This window comes from Candidatus Neomarinimicrobiota bacterium (assembly GCA_021734025.1).
In the GTDB taxonomy this organism is placed as follows: Bacteria; Fidelibacterota; JAANXI01; order JAANXI01; family JAANXI01; genus JAANXI01.
The window spans coordinates 80,092-99,223 of the sequence record JAIPJS010000008.1 but is presented as its reverse complement, the minus strand read 5'-3'; the positions used below and the strand labels follow the sequence as shown (position 1 = coordinate 99,223).

Annotated in this window: 18 protein-coding genes; 9 read left to right on the top strand and 9 right to left on the bottom strand. The window is 49.1% G+C overall.

What is annotated here, in order from left to right; genetic code table 11:
• Nucleotides 1-25 precede the first annotated feature (25 nt).
• The 7 genes from K9N57_10495 to K9N57_10465 all read right to left on the bottom strand — a co-directional run bounded on the left by K9N57_10495 (nucleotide 26) and on the right by K9N57_10465 (nucleotide 7,521).
• Nucleotides 26-580, bottom strand: coding sequence for an OmpH family outer membrane protein (locus K9N57_10495; protein MCF7804609.1), 555 nt, complete (start codon nucleotides 578-580; stop codon nucleotides 26-28).
• A gap of 42 nt (nucleotides 581-622) precedes the next feature.
• Nucleotides 623-3,010 carry an outer membrane protein assembly factor BamA gene (gene bamA / locus K9N57_10490; protein ID MCF7804608.1) on the bottom strand — a complete coding sequence of 796 codons (2,388 nt, stop codon included), beginning with the start codon at nucleotides 3,008-3,010 and terminating at the stop codon, nucleotides 623-625.
• A gap of 4 nt (nucleotides 3,011-3,014) precedes the next feature.
• Nucleotides 3,015-3,800 (bottom strand): isoprenyl transferase, encoded by a 786-nt coding sequence (locus K9N57_10485; protein ID MCF7804607.1) that lies wholly within the window; start codon nucleotides 3,798-3,800, stop codon nucleotides 3,015-3,017.
• A 280-nt stretch (nucleotides 3,801-4,080) separates the two neighbouring features.
• Entirely contained in the window at nucleotides 4,081-5,175 is a 1,095-nt protein-coding gene (locus K9N57_10480; protein MCF7804606.1) for an Mrp/NBP35 family ATP-binding protein, read from the bottom strand.
• 7 nt (nucleotides 5,176-5,182) lie between these two features.
• Nucleotides 5,183-5,515 carry an MTH1187 family thiamine-binding protein gene (locus K9N57_10475; protein ID MCF7804605.1) on the bottom strand — a complete coding sequence of 111 codons (333 nt, stop codon included), beginning with the start codon at nucleotides 5,513-5,515 and terminating at the stop codon, nucleotides 5,183-5,185.
• Nucleotides 5,512-6,762, bottom strand: a complete 1,251-nt coding sequence (locus K9N57_10470) for a hypothetical protein (GenBank protein MCF7804604.1) — start codon at nucleotides 6,760-6,762, stop codon at nucleotides 5,512-5,514. Before K9N57_10470 ends, K9N57_10475 begins: the two co-directional genes overlap by 4 nt.
• Before the next feature lie 201 nt (nucleotides 6,763-6,963).
• Nucleotides 6,964-7,521, bottom strand: a complete 558-nt coding sequence (locus tag K9N57_10465) for a hypothetical protein (GenBank protein ID MCF7804603.1) — start codon at nucleotides 7,519-7,521, stop codon at nucleotides 6,964-6,966.
• Between the two features lie 1,529 nt (nucleotides 7,522-9,050).
• Here K9N57_10465 and K9N57_10460 point away from each other — a divergent pair.
• From K9N57_10460 to K9N57_10420, 9 genes are all read left to right on the top strand, one after another.
• The gene (locus K9N57_10460) at nucleotides 9,051-10,580 is read left to right on the top strand and encodes an Rne/Rng family ribonuclease (protein ID MCF7804602.1); all 1,530 of its coding nucleotides are present in this window, start codon (nucleotides 9,051-9,053) and stop codon (nucleotides 10,578-10,580) included.
• A gap of 79 nt (nucleotides 10,581-10,659) precedes the next feature.
• A complete protein-coding gene (gene rplU / locus K9N57_10455) occupies nucleotides 10,660-11,067 on the top strand; it encodes a 50S ribosomal protein L21 (GenBank protein MCF7804601.1) in 408 nt (135 codons plus the stop codon).
• Between the two features lie 4 nt (nucleotides 11,068-11,071).
• Nucleotides 11,072-11,329 carry a 50S ribosomal protein L27 gene (rpmA, locus tag K9N57_10450; GenBank protein MCF7804600.1) on the top strand — a complete coding sequence of 86 codons (258 nt, stop codon included), beginning with the start codon at nucleotides 11,072-11,074 and terminating at the stop codon, nucleotides 11,327-11,329.
• A gap of 190 nt (nucleotides 11,330-11,519) precedes the next feature.
• Nucleotides 11,520-12,443: a malate dehydrogenase gene (gene mdh, locus K9N57_10445; protein MCF7804599.1), complete on the top strand. Its 924-nt coding sequence runs from the start codon at nucleotides 11,520-11,522 to the stop codon at nucleotides 12,441-12,443.
• Nucleotides 12,444-12,592: 149 nt separating this feature from the next.
• Nucleotides 12,593-13,501, top strand: coding sequence for a sugar kinase (locus K9N57_10440; protein ID MCF7804598.1), 909 nt, complete (start codon nucleotides 12,593-12,595; stop codon nucleotides 13,499-13,501).
• A gap of 1 nt (nucleotide 13,502) precedes the next feature.
• Nucleotides 13,503-13,922 (top strand): secondary thiamine-phosphate synthase enzyme YjbQ, encoded by a 420-nt coding sequence (locus K9N57_10435; GenBank protein ID MCF7804597.1) that lies wholly within the window; start codon nucleotides 13,503-13,505, stop codon nucleotides 13,920-13,922.
• Nucleotides 13,873-14,973 (top strand): S-methyl-5-thioribose-1-phosphate isomerase, encoded by a 1,101-nt coding sequence (gene mtnA, locus K9N57_10430; protein MCF7804596.1) that lies wholly within the window; start codon nucleotides 13,873-13,875, stop codon nucleotides 14,971-14,973. Before K9N57_10435 ends, mtnA begins: the two co-directional genes overlap by 50 nt.
• 88 nt (nucleotides 14,974-15,061) lie before the next feature.
• Nucleotides 15,062-16,174 (top strand): tetratricopeptide repeat protein, encoded by a 1,113-nt coding sequence (locus tag K9N57_10425; protein ID MCF7804595.1) that lies wholly within the window; start codon nucleotides 15,062-15,064, stop codon nucleotides 16,172-16,174.
• Between the two features lie 134 nt (nucleotides 16,175-16,308).
• Entirely contained in the window at nucleotides 16,309-16,902 is a 594-nt protein-coding gene (locus tag K9N57_10420) for a hypothetical protein (GenBank protein MCF7804594.1), read from the top strand.
• A 94-nt stretch (nucleotides 16,903-16,996) separates the two neighbouring features.
• Here the strand turns inward: K9N57_10420 and K9N57_10415 are convergent, their stop codons facing one another.
• Entirely contained in the window at nucleotides 16,997-17,899 is a 903-nt protein-coding gene (locus K9N57_10415) for a DUF58 domain-containing protein (GenBank protein MCF7804593.1), read from the bottom strand.
• The gene (locus K9N57_10410) at nucleotides 17,899-18,918 is read right to left on the bottom strand and encodes a MoxR family ATPase (protein ID MCF7804592.1); all 1,020 of its coding nucleotides are present in this window, start codon (nucleotides 18,916-18,918) and stop codon (nucleotides 17,899-17,901) included. The genes K9N57_10415 and K9N57_10410 overlap by 1 nt, the downstream gene beginning before the upstream one ends.
• Nucleotides 18,919-19,132: the final 214 nt, after the last annotated feature.

Here is a 19,132-nt window from a genome sequence, read left to right as displayed (position 1 = left end):
TTCTACGCAGGCAGCCGTCTATGTGTTATTGTTGCGAAGATGAAGAGCTGCTGGAAGATGTCCCCCGGCGCAGTTCGTACAGTACATCCGCTGTGATATCGTGTTTTTCTTCCGCGTACAGGATGTTACCGCCGACGGAATCCAGCACATAGTCGTAACTACCATCGTTAGCGACTTTTTTGATAGCGGTATTAATCTTCTGTAATACCGGCCCCAGAATTTGTTCCTGCTTGGCATAAATCTGTCCCTGCGGGCCGACGTTTTCCATCTGGAACTGCTGAATCCGCTGCTGGAGCGACTGGATTTGCTGCTGCTTCTGCTGGCGGCGCTCTTCACTCATCACGAACTGCTGCTGCTGAAAGGAACGCTGCAGGCTATCCAGCTGACTGGTCATGGACATATACTTATTTTCCAGCTGTTTGGCTTCCAGATCCATCTTCTTCTGGGCTTCTCGCGCCTCTTCGTATTCCTGCATAATCCGATCCGAGTTCACATATGCAATCTTTAATTGCCCCAATGCCGGTACGGCCATCAAGACAGATAAGGTTAGTAAAATCCCTGCTTGTGTTATCCGTTTCACGCTTTCCTCCTTGTAGTTCTGAAGTCTGTTATAATCTAAACATTAAAATGGTTGACCAAAGATAAAATGTGTCTGCCAGCCATTCGGCTGTGTGGAACCTGGTTCAAGCGAATCGAAGCCATATCCAAAGTCAAAACCCAAAAGTCCCAACATCGGCATAAACAGCCGGAAACCGACGCCGGCAGATCGCTTCAGGGCATACGGGTTGATGTGCTCAACGTCCAGATACGTGTTGCCACTTTCGAAGAAACCTAAGCCGTAAAGCGTCGGATTATCCGAAATGGGTACCCGTAATTCCAGGGAATACTTGAGCATGGCACGTCCCCCTAGTGGATACCCATCAATTGAAGTCGGACCAACAGCCCGGTCGCTATACCCACGCAGAGCTGTTCCGTAGATCATCCCTGATCCCCCCATAAAAAAGTGCTCATCATACGGAATTACCGCATTCCGATACAATCCTTTCATTGCGCCGGCTTCAATATCCGTATACAACACCAAATCCCAGACCATCGGCGTGAACCATTCGAGCTTTAACTCATGCTTGTGGTATTCTTCGTTTCCGCCCAGTGGGCCACCAGATATTGCGGACCGAAATGTGACCCGAGATCCTTCCGTAGGAAATTCTGGTCGGTCCCGGCTGTCCCGCCGAATGGTTTGCGTCAGCCGAACACCACGGGTCGACTTTTCTCCGCTACGGACAATCCGCTGGAATGTCGTGGAATCCTGAATGTTCGTATATTCCTTGGAATCGATATAAAGCGACCAGTTGCCGCGGAAGTAACTATCCGGCCACCGAAAACGATGCCCGATGGAAACCGATCCCCCCCGTCGGGAAATGTTGAACGGTAAATAGTAGCTGGATGCGCCTGATCCAAATCGTCCCCGGTTGGTGGAAAAGACACTGAACCCGACCGGATTGGGCCGGTTAAACGGCCACGGCTCGTTGAACTGAAACTGAAACGACTTGTAATACTGACCGCGCTGGTAGTTAAACACCAACTGCTGACCGTTCCCCATCAAGTTATTGAACTCTACACCAACGCTTCCCAGCAAGCCATCCCGTTCGCTATAGCCGACAGAAGCGTTGGCGCGATCGGTCTGTTTTTCTTCCACTTCCACCGATAAATCCACATGTTTATCGTCCACCGGGACCACATCCGGTACCACGTTGGAAAAGTAATTCAGGATAAAGATTTCCCGCTGGCTCCGGAGCAGCCGTTCACGACTGAAAATATCGCCGGGAAAGATCATCAATTCCCGCCGGATGACATCTTCCTTGGTCTTCGTATTTCCGGTAATATCAATCATCCGGACGCTGACCTGATAATTTTCCTGTACCTGAAAGGTGATGTCCACCGTATTATCACCGACCGGGACTTCCTGGGGATTGACCTGAAAGTACAAGTAGCCCCGATCCATATACAGACTCCGGACATTTTCGATTCCGGCCTGAAACGCTTCAAGATCATACTGTTCTCCCGGTTCCACGCCCAGGGCTCGGTTCAACTCTTTACTATTATACAAAGAGTTCCCTGTCCAGGAGAAGTCGCCGTAAGTATAAATATCCCCTTCATCGATCCACATATCGATAAACATCCGGGTTTTCTCATCATTATAATAGACGGAATCCCGGACAATCTCGGCGTCCCGATACCCCTGGGTTTTATAATAATTAATGACGTTCGTCTGGCCGGTGAGATAATTTTCCCGGGTATATTCCACATCCTGGAAAAATTTCCACCAGCGCTGCTCTTTCACCTTTTCCATCTGGCCCCGGAGCTTTCGTTCGGCGATGTGGTCGTTCCCATGGAATGTGATATCCTGAATTTTGACCTTTTTCCCCTCATCGATGGTGTACGTCAGGTTCACATAATTTTGGCGATCTTCAGTGAAGGTGGTGTCCCAGTCGACCTCGGCCAGCAAATAATTCTCCTCTTTATAGAGTTCTTTCATCTTTTTCGCCGTATTGAAAATCTGCTGTGGACTGAGCACCTGGCCAGGAAGGAGATTGAGTTCTTCCTCGAACTTCTTGTCCTTAATCTTGTCGTTGCCACGGAACCGGACCCGGTTGAGCCGGGGATGTTCCTTAACTTGAATAATAAGGTAGACGCCGTTGGGGGTTTCCCGGTCAATCAAAAATTTTATATCGGAGAAAAGTTGCAGTTCCCAGAGACGATCAAAAGACTTCTGGATATCTTCCATTGTCAGGGATTGATCCACCCGAAGCCCGGAATTCGCTCTGATGATATCGGCGCTGGCGGTCTCGTTGCCCTGGACGGAGAGACCTAAGAGGTTAATCTGCTGTTGACTGGAAGCCTGCTGCGCAAAGGCAGCGGAATCCAGCCCAATCATCAGGAGTGCAATAACAAAACTGATCGCCGTAATTACACGAACGGCGAACCTTCCACGGAAAAACACAATATTCATACAGTTAAGACTGTTCCGCAACTAGTGGTTTATTTTTTATCTGTTCGCTGACTTTACCGAATCGCCGCTCCCTGCTCTGGTAATCAAGAATTGCCTTATAGAGCTCTTCCCGGCGAAAGTCCGGCCAATAGACAGATGTGATATACAATTCGGTGTACGCTAATTGCCACAGGAGGAAATTACTGATCCGTGCTTCGCCACTGGTGCGGATAAGCAGGTCAGGATCAGGCTGAGAACCAGTGTGCATATAGGAACTAAACAGGTTTTCATCCAATTCATTTATGGAATGCTTACCAGCCTGAATGTCATGATAAAGGGCTTCGACAGCTTCCAAAATTTCGCTCCGCCCTCCGTAACTCAGGGCAAGATTTAACTGCAGCCCGGTGTTGTTTGCCGTCCGGTCCATCGCTTCCTTCATACTCTGGCGTGGTTCTGGCGGAAGATCCTCCAGATCCCCGATGACTCTGATTTTCACATTATTCGCCATCAGCTCATCGACTTCTTTTCGGATGGTTCTAAGAAGGAGTTTCATGAGTGCAGTGACTTCTCTGGGAGGCCGGTTCCAGTTTTCCTTGGAAAAGGTATAGAGCGTCAATGCCTCGACACCGAGCTCACCGCAGGCCCGCACAATCTCCCGGACAGAATTAATGCCTTCGTTGTGTCCGGCCAGCCGCGGGAGACTTCTTTCTTTAGCCCAACGGCCATTGCCATCCATAATGATTGCGATGTGACTGGGCAGGCGCCCGTGCTGCTGAATTTGCTGTTCTAATGACTCTAAATCTGCTGTCATAACGCCTTAATAAATAATTTCGTGTACATCTTGATGAATTTATTTTCTCCCCTTCAGGAAGTCAAGATAAAGGTCCGTGGCCTTTTCCGACGGCAATCACAAATTCTCTGCCGGTGGTCAACTCCACGATGCCCCCCAAATATCCCGAAAGCGACACTATTTGTATGGCCAAATCCTTGGACTGCATCATATAACATCACAGACAAGGTTTCATCCTGCAAATTACCACGATAATCCTGCAGAGAGTTTCGGAATTGATTTGCGTTCGTTAATCGAAATCCTATGCCAATTGTTCCGATAATTTTTCGGCAATTTCCTGAAAGGCTTTTGAAGTAACGGCCTCTCCATCCGAAAATACAATCGGTTTTCCCTGGTCAGAGGCTTCCATCAATTCCGGATGTAACGGAATCCGGCCGAGGAGTGGAACACCAAGCCGGACGCTCTCCTTTTGCCCTCCGCCCCGACTGAATACATCGGTATCTTCACCACAGTGTGGGCAATTGAAGTAGCTCATATTTTCGATAATGCCCAGTACCGGCGTATCCACTTTCCTGAACATGTTGGCACCTTTTTTCACATCCTGCAACGCCAGTTCCTGCGGTGTAGTCACAATGATAGCCCCACGAATTTCTATTTTTTGAACGAGCGTCAGCTGCACGTCGCCGGTTCCGGGTGGCAAATCCAGCACCAGGTAATCCAGTTCCTTCCAGTCGATACCGTTCAGAAACTGATCCACCATTTTTGCCACCATAGGACCTCGCCAAATTACGGGGGAATCGTCGCCGAGAATATTACCGAAGGACATGAGTTTTAATCCGTATTTCTCCAGCGGAGCAATCCGTTCATCTTTGGTGAGATACGGCTGGTCCGTGATACCAAAGAGGGTTGGTAAACTTGGTCCGTAAATATCCAAATCCAACAGTCCCACGCGGTTGCCCTGTTCCTTCAGGCTGGCGGCCAAATTTGCCGCAACCGTCGATTTGCCAACGCCACCCTTGCCACTGGCGACCGCGATCACATGCTTTACATTCGGAATGGCATGGTGATCCGCCCAGGGATCTCCGGACCCCTGTGACTGCTGTGGCGCGTGGCCTCCGCCACCTGGCGAGGGTGAGGATCCTTCTTCCATGGGATCTACCAGCGACACTGAGACATCATCTGCGCCGGTCTCCTTTTTCAGTACATCCCGAACTTCGCCGACCACTTGCTGTTTCTTTTCTTCATCACTGGACGAAATGCGGAGTTCCACCTGGATCGTACCATCCTGAATGGCTATATCGCCCACCATCCCGAATGAGACAATATTCCGGCTGAACCCCGGATAAGTCACCTGCTCCAGAATTTGCTTCACTTCGTCCTGATTAACACCCGCCATATATCTATTACTCCTTCTGCGTCTGTAATTTTCGTCCAACTTTGTCTTCCACGGAGGAAACTTTCCCCTGGATACGCCCGGAGGCCCCTGCCCGGTAGTCCATTTTCATCGTGGTAGTAATCCGGTCGCAATTTTTTTCCATCGCCTGATGGCACTGTTTGAGGACTTCCATGACCTCACTCCACTGTCCCTCGATTATTGTGCCCAGCGAATGCAACTCGTAATCCAGTCCGCTGTTATCAATAATATCCAGTGCTCTGGCGACATACGGACTCACGCTTTCACCCTTACCAAGCGGTGACATACTGAACTCAACCAAAATAGTCGGTTCGTCACTCATGAGGCTCTCCCGGTTGTAACCGGATATTTCATCAAAACAGAAATAGCAAGAATCGCCACCATACCTGTCAACAATAAAAGCCCGGCGAACATAATCGTCGGTGAAGTAAAATATCCGGTAAGGGCAATCAGGAGTCCTGCCGTTAACACAATCCACCCGATACGAAAAATCCCCGGATATAGGTATTGTTGCACAGCGGTGACCGTCTCACCTTTACTCTGCAATAGTGCCAATGATGTCCGGGGAATTTCTGATAAAAGTGCCATAAGAAATGTCATCACTAACCAGCCGCCCACACCGATAATGCGATGCGAACCAGCTCGTCCGCTGGGATAATTAATGGAAATATCGAACCCGAGCAGGATGGCGACAAATAGACCGAGAAATCCGATAATAATATATGGCAGCAAGCGCTTAGAACCAGCTGCTGTCCCTGCCTCGGATGAATCACTTCCCAACTCCCCGACTTTTGGCATACTATATCCATACCCAAAGAGACCTAGTATAATGATACTCCCGGCAATCATTAAAAGTGACAGATTCCAGGTAACCATGAACCCTGCGAGAAGGAGAAATCCGGCGAACCACACCCAGGCGCTTCCCTGTAAAATACCAATGGATTTCGTAACCGGATTTTCGCCACCCCGAAGTGCGATTCCAATCCCAAGCAATCCCAGAGAAGCCCAACCGACGAATCCGGCGTGGATGTGGGTTAACCGCATGTTCTGGACGGTATTACCACTCAGATACCCGTGGAAGAGGTAACCACCAATCAGGACGGCAACAACTAGACCAATCACACCAAATGCACCAAACAGTAGGGCGCCTTTCCTATCGGCCGAATCAGCCTGGAGCAGCCATCGAAAATATTCCACAGCCCACCAGATCAGCGCGTATGCCGTCCCGAGGAATCCCACTGCCAGAACGGGCCATGTATTCAGAAGGAAACCGATAGTCAGGATACCGATGCCAACGTTGGGTAGTATATGAATTGTTCTAACCGTCCACGGTTTGACTTCCACGACCTCTAACCCATAAAAAAGTCTGAGATACAACCCCATAATCCCCATGGTCAGCGCTCCCAGAGTTCCAAGATGGACGGTGGCGATAGAAAGTGAAAATGGTAAATACACCTGAAATATCCGGAGCCCGAAGAGGATGGCTGCCATGGTGGCAGTCAACAACAGATAAACCACTGCAGTATGGTAATATCGCTGCAGGATTTGAATATTCTCTGTGTCTTCCATAGTCTGCATCTCCTGTTATAATTACAGCTGTGCATTGTACCCAAAACTGGCTTTGGGATCAACTTAAAAACGGCAGATTTCCGGAACGAAAAACATTACTCCCCGTGGAAACAGCAGCCTTGATTCCTCTGGTAAAAAAAATGCCCCGGACAAGCCGGGGCATCAACAACTCACCTCTCTATTTCAGAAAGATTAATTCCGTCAGGAATCCGAACGCCTCGCGATAAACACCTTGCGTTTTCCCCATTCTCTGGCGGTGCCATAATCTTCCAGCCAGATATCCGCCCGGTGTTGAAAACGCTTATTCATCGTATCGTGCACCACCATCGGCTTTACGTATACAACAAATACAGTATCTCCGTAGGCGTAGGCGCCGGTGGGATTAAATCCCATACGGTGCATCAGGTCGGATTCAGCCTGGATCAGATCCCGGCTCAGCGCCAGGGTCCCATCCTGCACCTGTTCTCCACTGGATGTCGTGAACGGATCGTCATTGGTTTGCCAGGTAAAACTATTATAAGCTGTTGCCACAATTCGGCTGATATTGACTTTGGATACCGTATTAATATCATCTTCTACTTTAGTCACGACGTTCCGCAGTGAGTCCACTTTTTGCTGCAACTCTGCCTTCTGTTCTGCCAAAGTCTGGATATCATTTGTATAGCTGGATTGCATTCCCCAGTAAAGCAAACCGAACAACAACACCGGTACGAGCAACATTACCAGGATCCCCCAGCGTAGTTGTTTGTTTAACCTCATGAGTAATCCTCCGTGTTTTCCGTAAATTCACTAATATTAAAAAAATTCATATAAATCCCCCGCGATCTCGGCTGTAAAAGGATCGGAGTCAGAGACAAATTGGAAGGTAACTTTTGACAATACTATATTGTTCCCGGTCAGCCAGGTCTGCATTTGTTCCATATGGTTCCAAAGATAAAGACGCTGACTTGCTCCCCGTGTGAGCTAAATAACATTTCCGCCCCCGCGTATTTACTCCTGCGCATGATATCAGAAAGCGGTGATATGTGTTTTGTTTTCCCATATTGCAGAATTATATATTTTACTTTTTTAAATGTCAAACGGTTTTTTATGTCTTTTTTATACCATCAAGCAGCAAAGTTCACTTATATTTCTTTTCTTTATTGTTTTAATTGGAATCGTGTATCACGGAACAATACGGATTACAATGATTTCAAATTATGAATATGTATTACTAAACACCCTGGAGACTACCGTTTCAATATGAGATCAGAAGCACAAGAGGAACAGGCACTTCGGCGTCTTCGTCTAATGACAGACTTCGCGTGTCAAACGCTCTCTGCCCCACACACTTCCTTATCCGAATCGTTGTTGCTAGTGTACCGGGTACGTACACAAGCTATCGCCATGTTTCCGGATAAATCTGCCACATTTGACATGATCTATGGCAGGCGTTTTTACAGAATACTCAATGAAAAAGGACCCTTATTTGTTGCCAATTATCCGTTTTGGAATTAGGAGTTACGCCAGGGGATTCCGGGCGGCACACAGGAAAAAGATCTTGAATGTCAGAAAGGGAACATGTACTTTTCTTCGCAAAATCTGGGCACCCGAATGGACACGCATCACAATAAACTGTTCTTTGCGATTCCAGGTGTTTCCCGGTAAAAATTTTACCAATACATAAGTCTGTTACTGTTGAAGATAACAGGCTATTAGAAAATAATAAGAATGTTGAAGAAAGATCTTAACTGCCGTTTCGATATTTAATGTAAGGGATTAGATATCGAACGTGCCATGTGAAGGAATTTGCAGGACGGATGTATCAGGGAAATCATATCTTTGTTGTAGAACTTATACCAGTTGGCCTGGTCGTTTTTTCAATCATCTGGGCCGCACGGCTTGCTGGATACCAAACTACATCCAATCGATTTGAGAGTCGGCCTGTGTGGGTCAAACCACTAATTTCAGGCTGTAGTCAAGTTATCATTGCATTTCGCCAGTGTACTGATGTAACACTCACATTACTTCAGCGCCATTTCGAATGGGAGCCGGTTCAAACAATCGCTCACCGAAACGGATTTCAATCCCGGAGTACCAAATGGCCGGGTGCCTCATGGAATAGAAACCCCCGTTTTGAATATAGGCTGCACCGGCTATGCTTACGGACTCAAATCACCCAACATCCTCCCCGTAACTCCTTCACCTCTGTTTAAATAATCTGTCACCCGGTAACGGGTACAATTCGGCAAGACAATTTGGTCAATACCCTTACTATTTGGCCACGGATAGTATAAAGGGTTAGCATTATGAGGAAAGAAATCTTTATTAACGAGTCGTCCGGGGAAACACGTATCGCCATCCTGGAAGATTCGCAGCTCGTAGAATTTTATGTAGAGAAGCCAGAAAACGAACGCATGGTCGGGAATATCTATCTTGGCCAGGTTGAGAACGTCATCAATGGGATGCAGGCGGCCTTCGTGGATATTGGTCACGAAACCAACGCCTTTCTGCCATTCAGCGAAATTGAAGATAACAATTACCCGTTTCCGGGGATGCTGGATGCGCCGGACGATGAAGACAACGGCAATTTCCGGTCGCGCGGGAGAAACCGGGCACATCCGGGGCTGAAATCCGGGGAAGATATTATTGTCCAGGTGATTAAGGAGCCGTATCGCGGCAAAGGGCCTCGTGTTACGACGGCAGTCTCGATTCCGGGACGATTCATGGTATTATTGCCGTACGCGGATCATGTTGGCGTTTCACGCAAAATCAATAACCGGAACGAAAAGCGCCGCCTGAAGCGCATCGGTTACGAAATCAAACCAGAAAACTACGGTCTCATCGTTCGCACCGTCGCCGATGGAAAATCCAAGGAAGAGCTTCAGAGCGATATTGACTACCTCATTTCCACCTGGAAAAAAGTCGATACCAATATCAAAAAGGGCAAAGCGCCCTGCATCGTTTACAAAGACATGGAGATGGCCAGCAGTATAATCCGGGACGTGTTTACCTCCGATGTTGACCGCGTAATCTGTGACGAAAAAAAGTTGTTCAAGAAGCTTACCAGCTATCTGAAATCCACCTCTCCACAACTGGTGGACAAACTCCACCGGTACGACGGCCGGGATCCCATCTTTGATAAATATAACATTGATAAAGAGATCGAGAAATCGCTCAACCGGAAGGTCTGGCTGAAGAGCGGCGGCCATCTGGTGATTGAGCATACCGAAGCAATGGTCACCATTGATGTGAATTCCGGGAAGTTTATCGGCCGGAAAAATCACGAGCAAAATTCGCTAAAAATCAACATGGAAGCGGCCAGAGAAATCGCCCGCCAACTCCGCCTCCGGGATATCGGCGGATTGATCGTAGTCGACTTTATCGACCTTCAGCAGGATCGCAATAAGAAAAAATTGTACGACGAAATGAAGAAGGAGACCAAAAAAGATCGCGCCAAGATTGCCCTGGCGCAGGTGTCAGAGTTTGGCCTCATGGAGATGACCCGACAGCGGGTCCGGCTGAGTCTACTGCTTTCCACCAGCGAAGAGTGCCCCATCTGTCGCGGTACCGGTCGCGTCCCGTCCAAGGAATCGATGGTCACCAAGATTGAGAGCTGGATTAAGCGCTTCAAGTCTGAGTGTAACGAGCGCCGGTTGATCCTGAAGGTTCACCCGACAATTGGCGACTATCTAACGGAAGGGACGAAAAGTATCATCCGCCGGCTGATGTGGCATCATATCATGAAAATCGACGTCGAGAAAGACGAAGCCATTAATATTGATGAATTCCGTTTTATCTCCAAAAAGCGGAAGCAGGAAATTACAGACCAATATTAACTTGATATGGAAAAAATGCGATTCTATATTAATGTGCTTTTGGAAAATGTAATTATTTGATAAACAGGAGTTACGGCTCATGTACGCGGTTGTTGAAATTAAAGGGATGCAATATAAGGTGACTCCAGGGGCGGAACTGAACGTTCCGCTAACTGATGCAGAAGAAGGAGCAAATCTCACGTACGATCGGGTTTTGTATCTGCAGAACGGGAAATCCCCCGAGATCGGGACACCGACAGTGGATGGCGCAACGGTGGAAGCAACCGTATTGCGGCACGGTAAAGCAGAGAAGGTTATCGTGTTTAAGAAAAAACGGCGGAAAAACTATCGCCGGAAACGCGGACACCGACAGCCGTTTACTACGATCCGGATAGACGATATTAAAACCACCGGCGCCAAATCGAAAAGCGCATCCAAGAAATCGACGAAAAAGAAGGAAAAGGAAGCCGAACCGGCGGCTTCTGCCGAAAAGACTTCAGAGGAGTAAAACTATGGCACATAAAAAAGGTGTTGGTTCTTCGAAAAACGGTCGTGACAGCAATGCCCAACGACTTGGTGTGAAAGCCTTCGGCGGCGAATTTGTGTCCGCCGGGAGTATTATCATCCGCCAGCGCGGCACTAAAATCCATCCCGGATGGAACGTAGGCCGTGGTAGCGATGATACGCTCTTTGCCAAAATCGACGGCCGGGTAACCTTCGAACGCCGGGGACGTGACAGAAAAATCGTCAGTGTTTACCCGAACGAATAACCCAACAAATTGCTGCTGCATTACCCAGTGATGCACGATGCAGTCTGACTTTTATTCCGGACTGGATCAATTACAATTAAGACTATAAGTTTAAAGGCGTGGACAATGTCCACGCCTTTTGTTTTTATCCATAAAAATCCATTCTAACTACCGATTAACTTCCCGTAGAAATCGGGAAAGGAGGCCCCCCATGAAAGTATCAGTCATTGGCGCCGGTCATGTAGGCGAGAATACCGCCCGCCGGATCGCCGAAAAGGAACTGGCAAACGAAGTCGTCCTGGTGGATATCGTTGAAGGTATGCCCCAGGGGAAATCCCTCGATATGTGGGAGTCAGCACCAGTCGAAGGTTTTGACACCATGCTCACCGGATCAAACGGCTATGAGGAGACCGCCGGGTCCTCTGTCACAGTCATTACCGCCGGATTAGCCCGGAAACCTGGTATGAGCCGCGACGATCTGTTAGCCAAAAACACCGAAATTATCACCGATGTGGTGGAAAACGTGGTAAAGCGTTCGCCAGACACCACAATTATCATGGTCACAAACCCGCTGGATGTTATGGCCTACGTCGCACTTAAAGTCAGCGGTTTGGATTCCGCCAACGTGATGGGTATGGCCGGCATACTGGATACGGCCCGGTTCCGCTCATTTGTGGCAATGGAATTGAACGTCTCTGTCCGGGATATTCAGGCGATGGTGCTTGGTGGGCACGGCGACACTATGGTTCCGCTGCCCCGGTACGCTACTGTCGCTGGTATCCCGCTGCCGGATCTGCTTTCAAAGGATAAAATTGACGCCATCGTCGAACGGACCCGAAAGGGCGGCGGTGAGATCGTGGGTCTGCTGAAGAGCGGCAGCGCTTATTATGCCCCGTCCGCCGCAGCGACCGAGATGGTGGAAGCCATTGTCAAGGATAACAAGCGTATCCTGCCATGTGCTGCGTGGCTAACCGGTGAATACGGCCTGGAAGAACTCTACATGGGCGTTCCGGTGAAACTCGGTCAGGGTGGTATCGAGGACATTCTGGAAGTGGAACTGAACGATGAAGAAAAAGCCATGCTCGAAAAGTCGGCGGAACACGTCCGGGACAATCTCTCTAAGGTGTCCCTCTGATTCAGGTAAGCAATCTCTAACTTTCCACAGAAGCCCCGGTCCGCCGGGGCTTCTTGCGTTTCAGGCGGTGCGGTTGGCTTTCAGTTGAAATCCCTCCCCGGAGATCGTAACATTATCCGGTTATTCAAATCGCCAAGGAGGAGGGACGTGTGGCAATTTTAGTCGTTGGATCGGTGGCACTTGATACCATCGAGACCCCATTTGACAAACGGGAAGAAGCCCTCGGCGGCTCGGCGATGTATTTCAGCGTGGCTGCCAGCTATTTTTCCCGGGTACAGATGGTGGGAGTTGTAGGTACGGACTTCCCTGAAGACGCTGTTACGATGCTCCAGGAGAAGGGAGTCGACATCACAGGTCTCCAACAGGTCGAAGGCCGTACATTCCGGTGGTCCGGCCGTTACCACTACGATATGAACCAGCGGGATACGCTGGACACTCAGTTAAATGTCTTCGAAGAATTTACCCCGGAAATCCCGGATAAGTACAAATCCACCGAGTATCTCTTCTTGGCAAATATCCATCCTGCATTGCAACTGGACGTGCTCGGGCAGGTTAATGACCCGGCGCTGGTAATCACCGATACCATGAATCTCTGGATCAATACCACACTTTCGGACTTGAAAAAAGTTATCGCCCGGACAGACATCCTGCTCATCAGTGATTCGGAAATCCGTCTCCTTACCGAAGAGCCAAATCTTTTGGTGGCCGCGAAGATGCTGTTAAAGGAAGGTCCCGAAGTTATCATTATCAAAAAGGGTGAACACGGTGCCATGATGGTCGACGATAGCGCCGTCTTCTTTACCCCGGGATTCCCCCTGGAAAACATTGTTGATCCCACCGGCGCAGGTGATGTGTTCGCCGGCGGACTCGTGGGTCATCTGGAGCGTTGCGGCAAAGTGAACAAAAAATCCCTTCGCCAGGCAGTCGTCTACGGCAGTGTCATGGCGAGTTTCAATGTGGAAGACTTCAGCCTGGATAATCTGCGTTCGTTGGAACCGCAAGCCATTCACCAACGATATAAACGTTTCTACGAACTCACAACTTTTGACCTGGAATAACATGGATATATTCACCGAGTACATACACGTAAGCAGCAAGCGGGAAATCGACATCAGCGATATCTCTGATGATGTGCAACGACTGGTGCGCAAAAACGATATTAGCCAGGGGCAGGTGACCGTCTTTTGTCCCGGTTCCACTGGTGGCATCACCACTATTGAGCATGAACCGGGCCTTCTTCAGGATATCCCGGAAGTCTGGGAACAAATTGCACCCGCTGAGAAGACCTACCATCACAACGAAACGTGGCACGACGGCAATGGCCATTCGCATATCCGGGCCGCGATGACCAAGCCGGATCTCACCGTCCCGATTATCGACGGCGAACTGGCGCTCGGCACCTGGCAGCAGATCGTGTTTATCGACTTCGATGTACCCGCCCGCGAACGCAAGCTTATCGTCCAGATCATTGGCAAGTAACCGGGAAGACATCCCGCGAGCGCTGTGGTGGGAAGACGGCGCCATCCGGATGCTGGATCAGACACGGCTTCCATCAGAAGAGCACCTTCTTCACATCACGGAAGTGGACGAACTCATTGAAAGTATTGTACGCTTATCCGTTCGGGGAGCACCGGCACTGGGCGTGGCAGGGGCCTATGGAGTTCTGTTGGTTGCCAGAGATTGGAAATCATCGTCAGCTCCTGCTGATTTTTCTTCACTGAGGACCGAACTGAAATCATTAGAGCAGGCTCGGCCAACGGCCGTAAACCTCAGTTGGGCTATCAATACAGTGGTCGATGCGGCAGAATCGCAGTCTCCGGAGACAAAAGCCAAAGCTTATAACATCATGGAGGCCAGAGCACAAGAACTCCATGAGGACGACAAAGAACGATGCCGAAAGATCGGGGAATACGGCGCGGCATTACTCAGGGAAAAATCAAATATTATTACTCACTGCAATACCGGGGCGCTTGCCACCGGCGGGATCGGAACGGCACTCGGCGTGATTTATACCGCTGCAATGCATGGGAAACGAGTGCAGGTATTCGCCGATGAAACCCGACCACTGTTGCAGGGCGCCCGGCTGACTGCCTGGGAGCTGGATCGCGCCAATATTCCGGTCACCGTGATGACCGACGGTATGGCCGCCTCACTGATGCAGCAAGAACCAATCGACGCCGTCATCGTTGGCGCAGATCGCATTGCAAACAACGGTGATGCCGCAAACAAAATCGGCACCTATCAGCTGGCGATCGCGGCTCAGGCTCATGAAATACCATTTTACGTGGCCGCCCCAACCTCTACAGTGGATATGTCACTGGAATCCGGGGAAGAAATTCCTATCGAAATGCGCGGCGGCGATGAGATCATCACCTGGGGAAATATCAAAACTGCGCCGGATAACGTCGGTGTATATGCCCCGGCATTTGACGTGACGCCTGCACAATATATCACTGGGATTATAACAGAAATTGGGATAGCCCGAAACCCTTATGATTTCAGGGGTTTCATTCGTTCATGGCGACCATAAAAACCGGACTTTTCTTCTTGAAATATCCGGTTTGAGGGGATATTTTTGAGAGTATGTTGAATCTAATCCAATTTTGAGGAGTCCGATAATGAATTCGCGACGTTTACCATTACTCATTGTGCTTTTAGCGGTGATTGCCGGCACCGTTTTTATTGCATGTCAAAGCCAGGAATTAACCTCAGCGAAGCTGTACATCCAGCAGGAGAACTGGGACAATGCCGAAAAGTTTTTGAAACAGGCTGAAGAAGTTGAACCGGAAAATCCGGAAGTTCCTTTCCTCCTGGGCTCCCAGGTGTATGCCCGCCAGGAAAAATTCGAACAGATGAATGAAGCTTTTGAACGGTCTCTCGAGAAGGGCGATCAATTCAAGGAGCAGATTAAAAACGTCCGGATGAAATATTGGACTCAGAAGTTTAATTCCGGAGCAAAAACGTATAATGCCGCCATTGAAGCACAAGGTGCAAAGAGGGATACAATGCTCCAGCGTGCTATTAATCAGTTTGAAACGGCCATGACTATAATGCCGGATAAGCCGGAAACTTACGGCAGTTTGGCTACTGCGTATCTGCTGACGGGTAATCTTGCACGGGCAAAAGAAACCTTCGAAACCGCCGTTGAGAAGAATCCGGAGAATTTCCAGGTTATCTTTAACTACGGCCGACTTCTGGCGGACGAAGGCGAAAATGAACGGGCGCTCGAATTACTGAAGAAAGCCCATGAGTTAGAGCCAGAAAACCTCCAGGCCATCCAGCTGCTGGCCTCGGTATATATCAAAGAAAATAAAGTGGAAGAGGCGCTGAATATGTACAATCAGGCCCTGGAACAGGAACCGGAAAATCCGGATCTCTACTTTAATCAAGCTATCCTCCACATCCAGCTGGCCCAAGATTATAACGAAGCTAGTGACAGCACTAAGGCAGATCAGCAGTACAAAGAGGCGCTGGAAAGCATGGAAAGAGCTGTCGAACTGCGTCCGGAAGATGTTGAAGCACAAATTCGCCTGGGCGAATTGTACCAGGAAATGGAAATGTGGGAACAGGCAGCTGACACATTTCGGGCCGTGTTGGAAAAACAGCCTGAAAATATTGCTGTGATGAAAAAACTTGCTATCACGGTCTATCGCATGGGCGACCCGCAAAAGGGCCAGGAAATCCTGGAAAAAGCCAAAAAACTCGAGCAGGAACAAGCCGGAGGACAATAAATAGGAGCCCGCTCTTGCGGCTAAATCGCAGAATTGTTAGCCCGGATACAGTTTTCCGTATCCGGGCTTTTTTATTTTCTTCAGGTTGACTAACATTAATCTCTTGATAACACGAATACAACGGAACTCCCAATATGAGACGACTAATTCATTTCAGCATATTTGGTTTCACCCTGTGTTTATTCACCGTGATGGCCTTTTCGTATGGGCGCGGTCCGGTGAATAAAAAAACCGGGGCACCAGGCGAAGGCATTTGTGTCCAGAGCGACTGCCATGTGTCTTATGAATTAAATTCCGGGCCTGGGACTTTAATACTACATGGAGTTCCAAAGGTGTATGAACCCGGAAAGCTGTACCCACTGACGGTGGAACTCGCCCAGGAGGGACAGGAACGCTGGGGATTCCAGGTCACGATTATCAATAAAGACCTCACCAAGAGTGGTGAAATTGTCAAATACGATGACGATCTGATGCAGCTTGATGATGACGAGGTAAATGATAAAGAGCGGTTTTATTTAAATCATACCAGAGATGGGACATACCGGGGCACCGAAGACGGGCCGGTGAAATGGAATTTTACCTGGCGCGCTCCGGAAAAACCGCAGGGAGTTATCTCATTTTATACTGCCGGGAACGCCGGGAATGGGAACAAAAAACCCACTGGTGACTATATCTATCAGATTGTTGAAAATAGTTATCCGGATTCGGCCTCAGTACCCACTGAGTAAGTGAAATATGTGGAGTAAAATGTATATGAGTACAGAGGTTTGTCACGACGATTTTACCTGAACACCTGAACACCCTAACACTATAATACTGTATTTATCCAAGTTTTTGTCGCTTATTCAGATATTCCGTCAGTGAAATATCGAACGGTTGATCAGTGGTAAGTTGCACGTAATCGATATGATTTGAGAGACATTCCTGGCGATAATACTCAATGAACTTTTCCATCTCCCGGCGGTATTCGGACTGAATCAGCCGCGGCTCCGTGGTCACGTGTTCTCCGCTCTCCATATCCGTGAGTTCGACCTGCCGGTCGTACTGAAATTCAATTTCTTGTCTGTCCAGAATATGAAAAACCAGTACTTCGTGCTTTTTATGGCGAAAGTGCTTCAGGCCGGTAATGACTTCATCCGGATCGTCTAATAAGTCAGAGATAAGAATGATGAGTCCCCGCCGTTTTACCCGGTCGGCCAGCTCGTGAAGCGTCCCGGCAATATTTGTATCTCTGCCGGTTTCCAGACCATCCATTTGTCCAAGAATCACATTGAGATAGCTGGGACGAGAACTCGGCGGCACAATACTGCGGATGCCGTGGTCAAACACCGTTAACCCCACCGCATCCTGTTGTTTCAGCATCAGGTAGGTTAAGGCGGCGCCAAGGTAAGAGCCATATTGGAGCTTGGTCACACCGGTTTCACCAAATCCCATGGATTGACTGGCATCCAACACAATATGCGCTTTGAGATTCGTCTCTTCCTCAAACTGTTTTACATAATAGCGATCAGTCTTGCCGTACAGTTTCCAGTCGATATGCTTAATTTCATCACCGGGCATGTACTGGCGGTGCTCAGCAAACTCAACCGAGAAGCCGTGATACGGACTCTTATGCAACCCGATGATAAAGCCCTCTACTACTAATCTGGCGACCAGGGAAAGGTTTTCGATCCGGGAGATGGTTTCCGGATCGAGATATTCGCGTTTGTCTACGTTCGTCGGCATCAGTCCGGGATGGTCTCAACTAGCTTTTCGATGATATCGTCCGGCTTAATACCGTCCGCCTCGGCGGTAAATGTGGTGATAATCCGATGACGTAATACCGGTTTTGCCAGCGCCTTCACATCCTCCACAGAAGGCGTTGGGCGTCCCTCGAGTACTGACCTCGTTTTGGCGCCGAGTATCAGATATTGAGACGCCCGCGGACCGGCACCCCACTCGAGCCAGTCGTTAATGAACTCCGGAGCATCTGCGGTATTCGGCCTGGTGGCGCTGACTAATTTCACTGCAAACCGGACCACCGGATCAGCCACCGGAACCCGGCGGACCAGCGCCTGGTAATCGGAAATATCTTCGAACGAGGCTACCTTATCCAGTTCCGCCTCATACGCGCTGGTAGTGGACTTCACGATCTCGTTTTCCTCTTCCGTCGTAGGGTAGTCAACAAGAAGATTAAACATGAATCGATCTAGCTGCGCCTCAGGCAGGGGATAGGTTCCCTCTTGCTCGATAGGATTTTGTGTGGCCAGCACGAAAAACGGTTCATCCAGCGTATAGGTCGTACCCGCTGCCGTCACTTTGTGCTCCTGCATGGCTTCAAGAAGCGCAGCCTGGGTCTTGGGTGGCGTCCGGTTTATTTCATCTGCCAACACGATATTAGCGAAGACCGGACCGCGCACAAATTTAAATACCCGCTTTCCGGTCGTCTGATCCTCCTCAATAATTTCCGTGCCTGTGATGTCGGACGGCATCAGATCCGGCGTAAACTGGATCCGGCTGAACTTCAGATCCAAGACTTCTGACAAGGTCTGGATCAGCAGGGTTTTCGCCAGCCCCGGCACGCCGACCAGCACACAATGCCCCCGGGAAAACAGCGCAATGAGCAGTTGTTCCATAATCTTTCGCTGCCCGATGATAACCTTGCCGACCTCATCAGTAATTCTTTGATAAGTCTCATTTAATTCCTGAACCAGTAATTCGTCATTCGGTGTATTCAACTCTGAACGTCCTTTCGTCTTGATCATTCACAATTAGGCAAAGTACAGAAGGCTTCAGAAGTTGTCAACGTGGATTCATGGGGGTATTTCTCCCGTCACCGATCGCTCTTGTCGTCGGTGACGGTTACCTCATAATTCTTCAAAAACGTCGGCGACCCTTGGAGGGTTCACCGACGGTAGACGCTTGAGACATACCGACCGACGTCGGTCTCCACAATAAGTTGAGGAATCCCGTGAGCGC

What these genes read in the sequence shown, in the direction of transcription:
- bamA (MCF7804608.1), bottom strand. Translation starts at nt 3,010, where the DNA reads ATGAATATTGTGTTTTTCCGTGGAAGGTTCGCCGTTCGTGTAATTACG.
- K9N57_10485 (MCF7804607.1), bottom strand. Translation starts at nt 3,800, where the DNA reads ATGACAGCAGATTTAGAGTCATTAGAACAGCAAATTCAGCAGCACGGG.
- K9N57_10480 (MCF7804606.1), bottom strand. Translation starts at nt 5,175, where the DNA reads ATGGCGGGTGTTAATCAGGACGAAGTGAAGCAAATTCTGGAGCAGGTG.
- K9N57_10475 (MCF7804605.1), bottom strand. Translation starts at nt 5,515, where the DNA reads ATGAGTGACGAACCGACTATTTTGGTTGAGTTCAGTATGTCACCGCTT.
- K9N57_10470 (MCF7804604.1), bottom strand. Translation starts at nt 6,762, where the DNA reads ATGGAAGACACAGAGAATATTCAAATCCTGCAGCGATATTACCATACT.
- K9N57_10465 (MCF7804603.1), bottom strand. Translation starts at nt 7,521, where the DNA reads ATGAGGTTAAACAAACAACTACGCTGGGGGATCCTGGTAATGTTGCTC.
- K9N57_10460 (MCF7804602.1), top strand. Translation starts at nt 9,051, where the DNA reads ATGAGGAAAGAAATCTTTATTAACGAGTCGTCCGGGGAAACACGTATC.
- rplU (MCF7804601.1), top strand. Translation starts at nt 10,660, where the DNA reads ATGTACGCGGTTGTTGAAATTAAAGGGATGCAATATAAGGTGACTCCA.
- rpmA (MCF7804600.1), top strand. Translation starts at nt 11,072, where the DNA reads ATGGCACATAAAAAAGGTGTTGGTTCTTCGAAAAACGGTCGTGACAGC.
- mdh (MCF7804599.1), top strand. Translation starts at nt 11,520, where the DNA reads ATGAAAGTATCAGTCATTGGCGCCGGTCATGTAGGCGAGAATACCGCC.
- K9N57_10435 (MCF7804597.1), top strand. Translation starts at nt 13,503, where the DNA reads ATGGATATATTCACCGAGTACATACACGTAAGCAGCAAGCGGGAAATC.
- mtnA (MCF7804596.1), top strand. Translation starts at nt 13,873, where the DNA reads ATGTACCCGCCCGCGAACGCAAGCTTATCGTCCAGATCATTGGCAAGT.
- K9N57_10425 (MCF7804595.1), top strand. Translation starts at nt 15,062, where the DNA reads ATGAATTCGCGACGTTTACCATTACTCATTGTGCTTTTAGCGGTGATT.
- K9N57_10420 (MCF7804594.1), top strand. Translation starts at nt 16,309, where the DNA reads ATGAGACGACTAATTCATTTCAGCATATTTGGTTTCACCCTGTGTTTA.
- K9N57_10415 (MCF7804593.1), bottom strand. Translation starts at nt 17,899, where the DNA reads ATGCCGACGAACGTAGACAAACGCGAATATCTCGATCCGGAAACCATC.
- K9N57_10410 (MCF7804592.1), bottom strand. Translation starts at nt 18,918, where the DNA reads ATGATCAAGACGAAAGGACGTTCAGAGTTGAATACACCGAATGACGAA.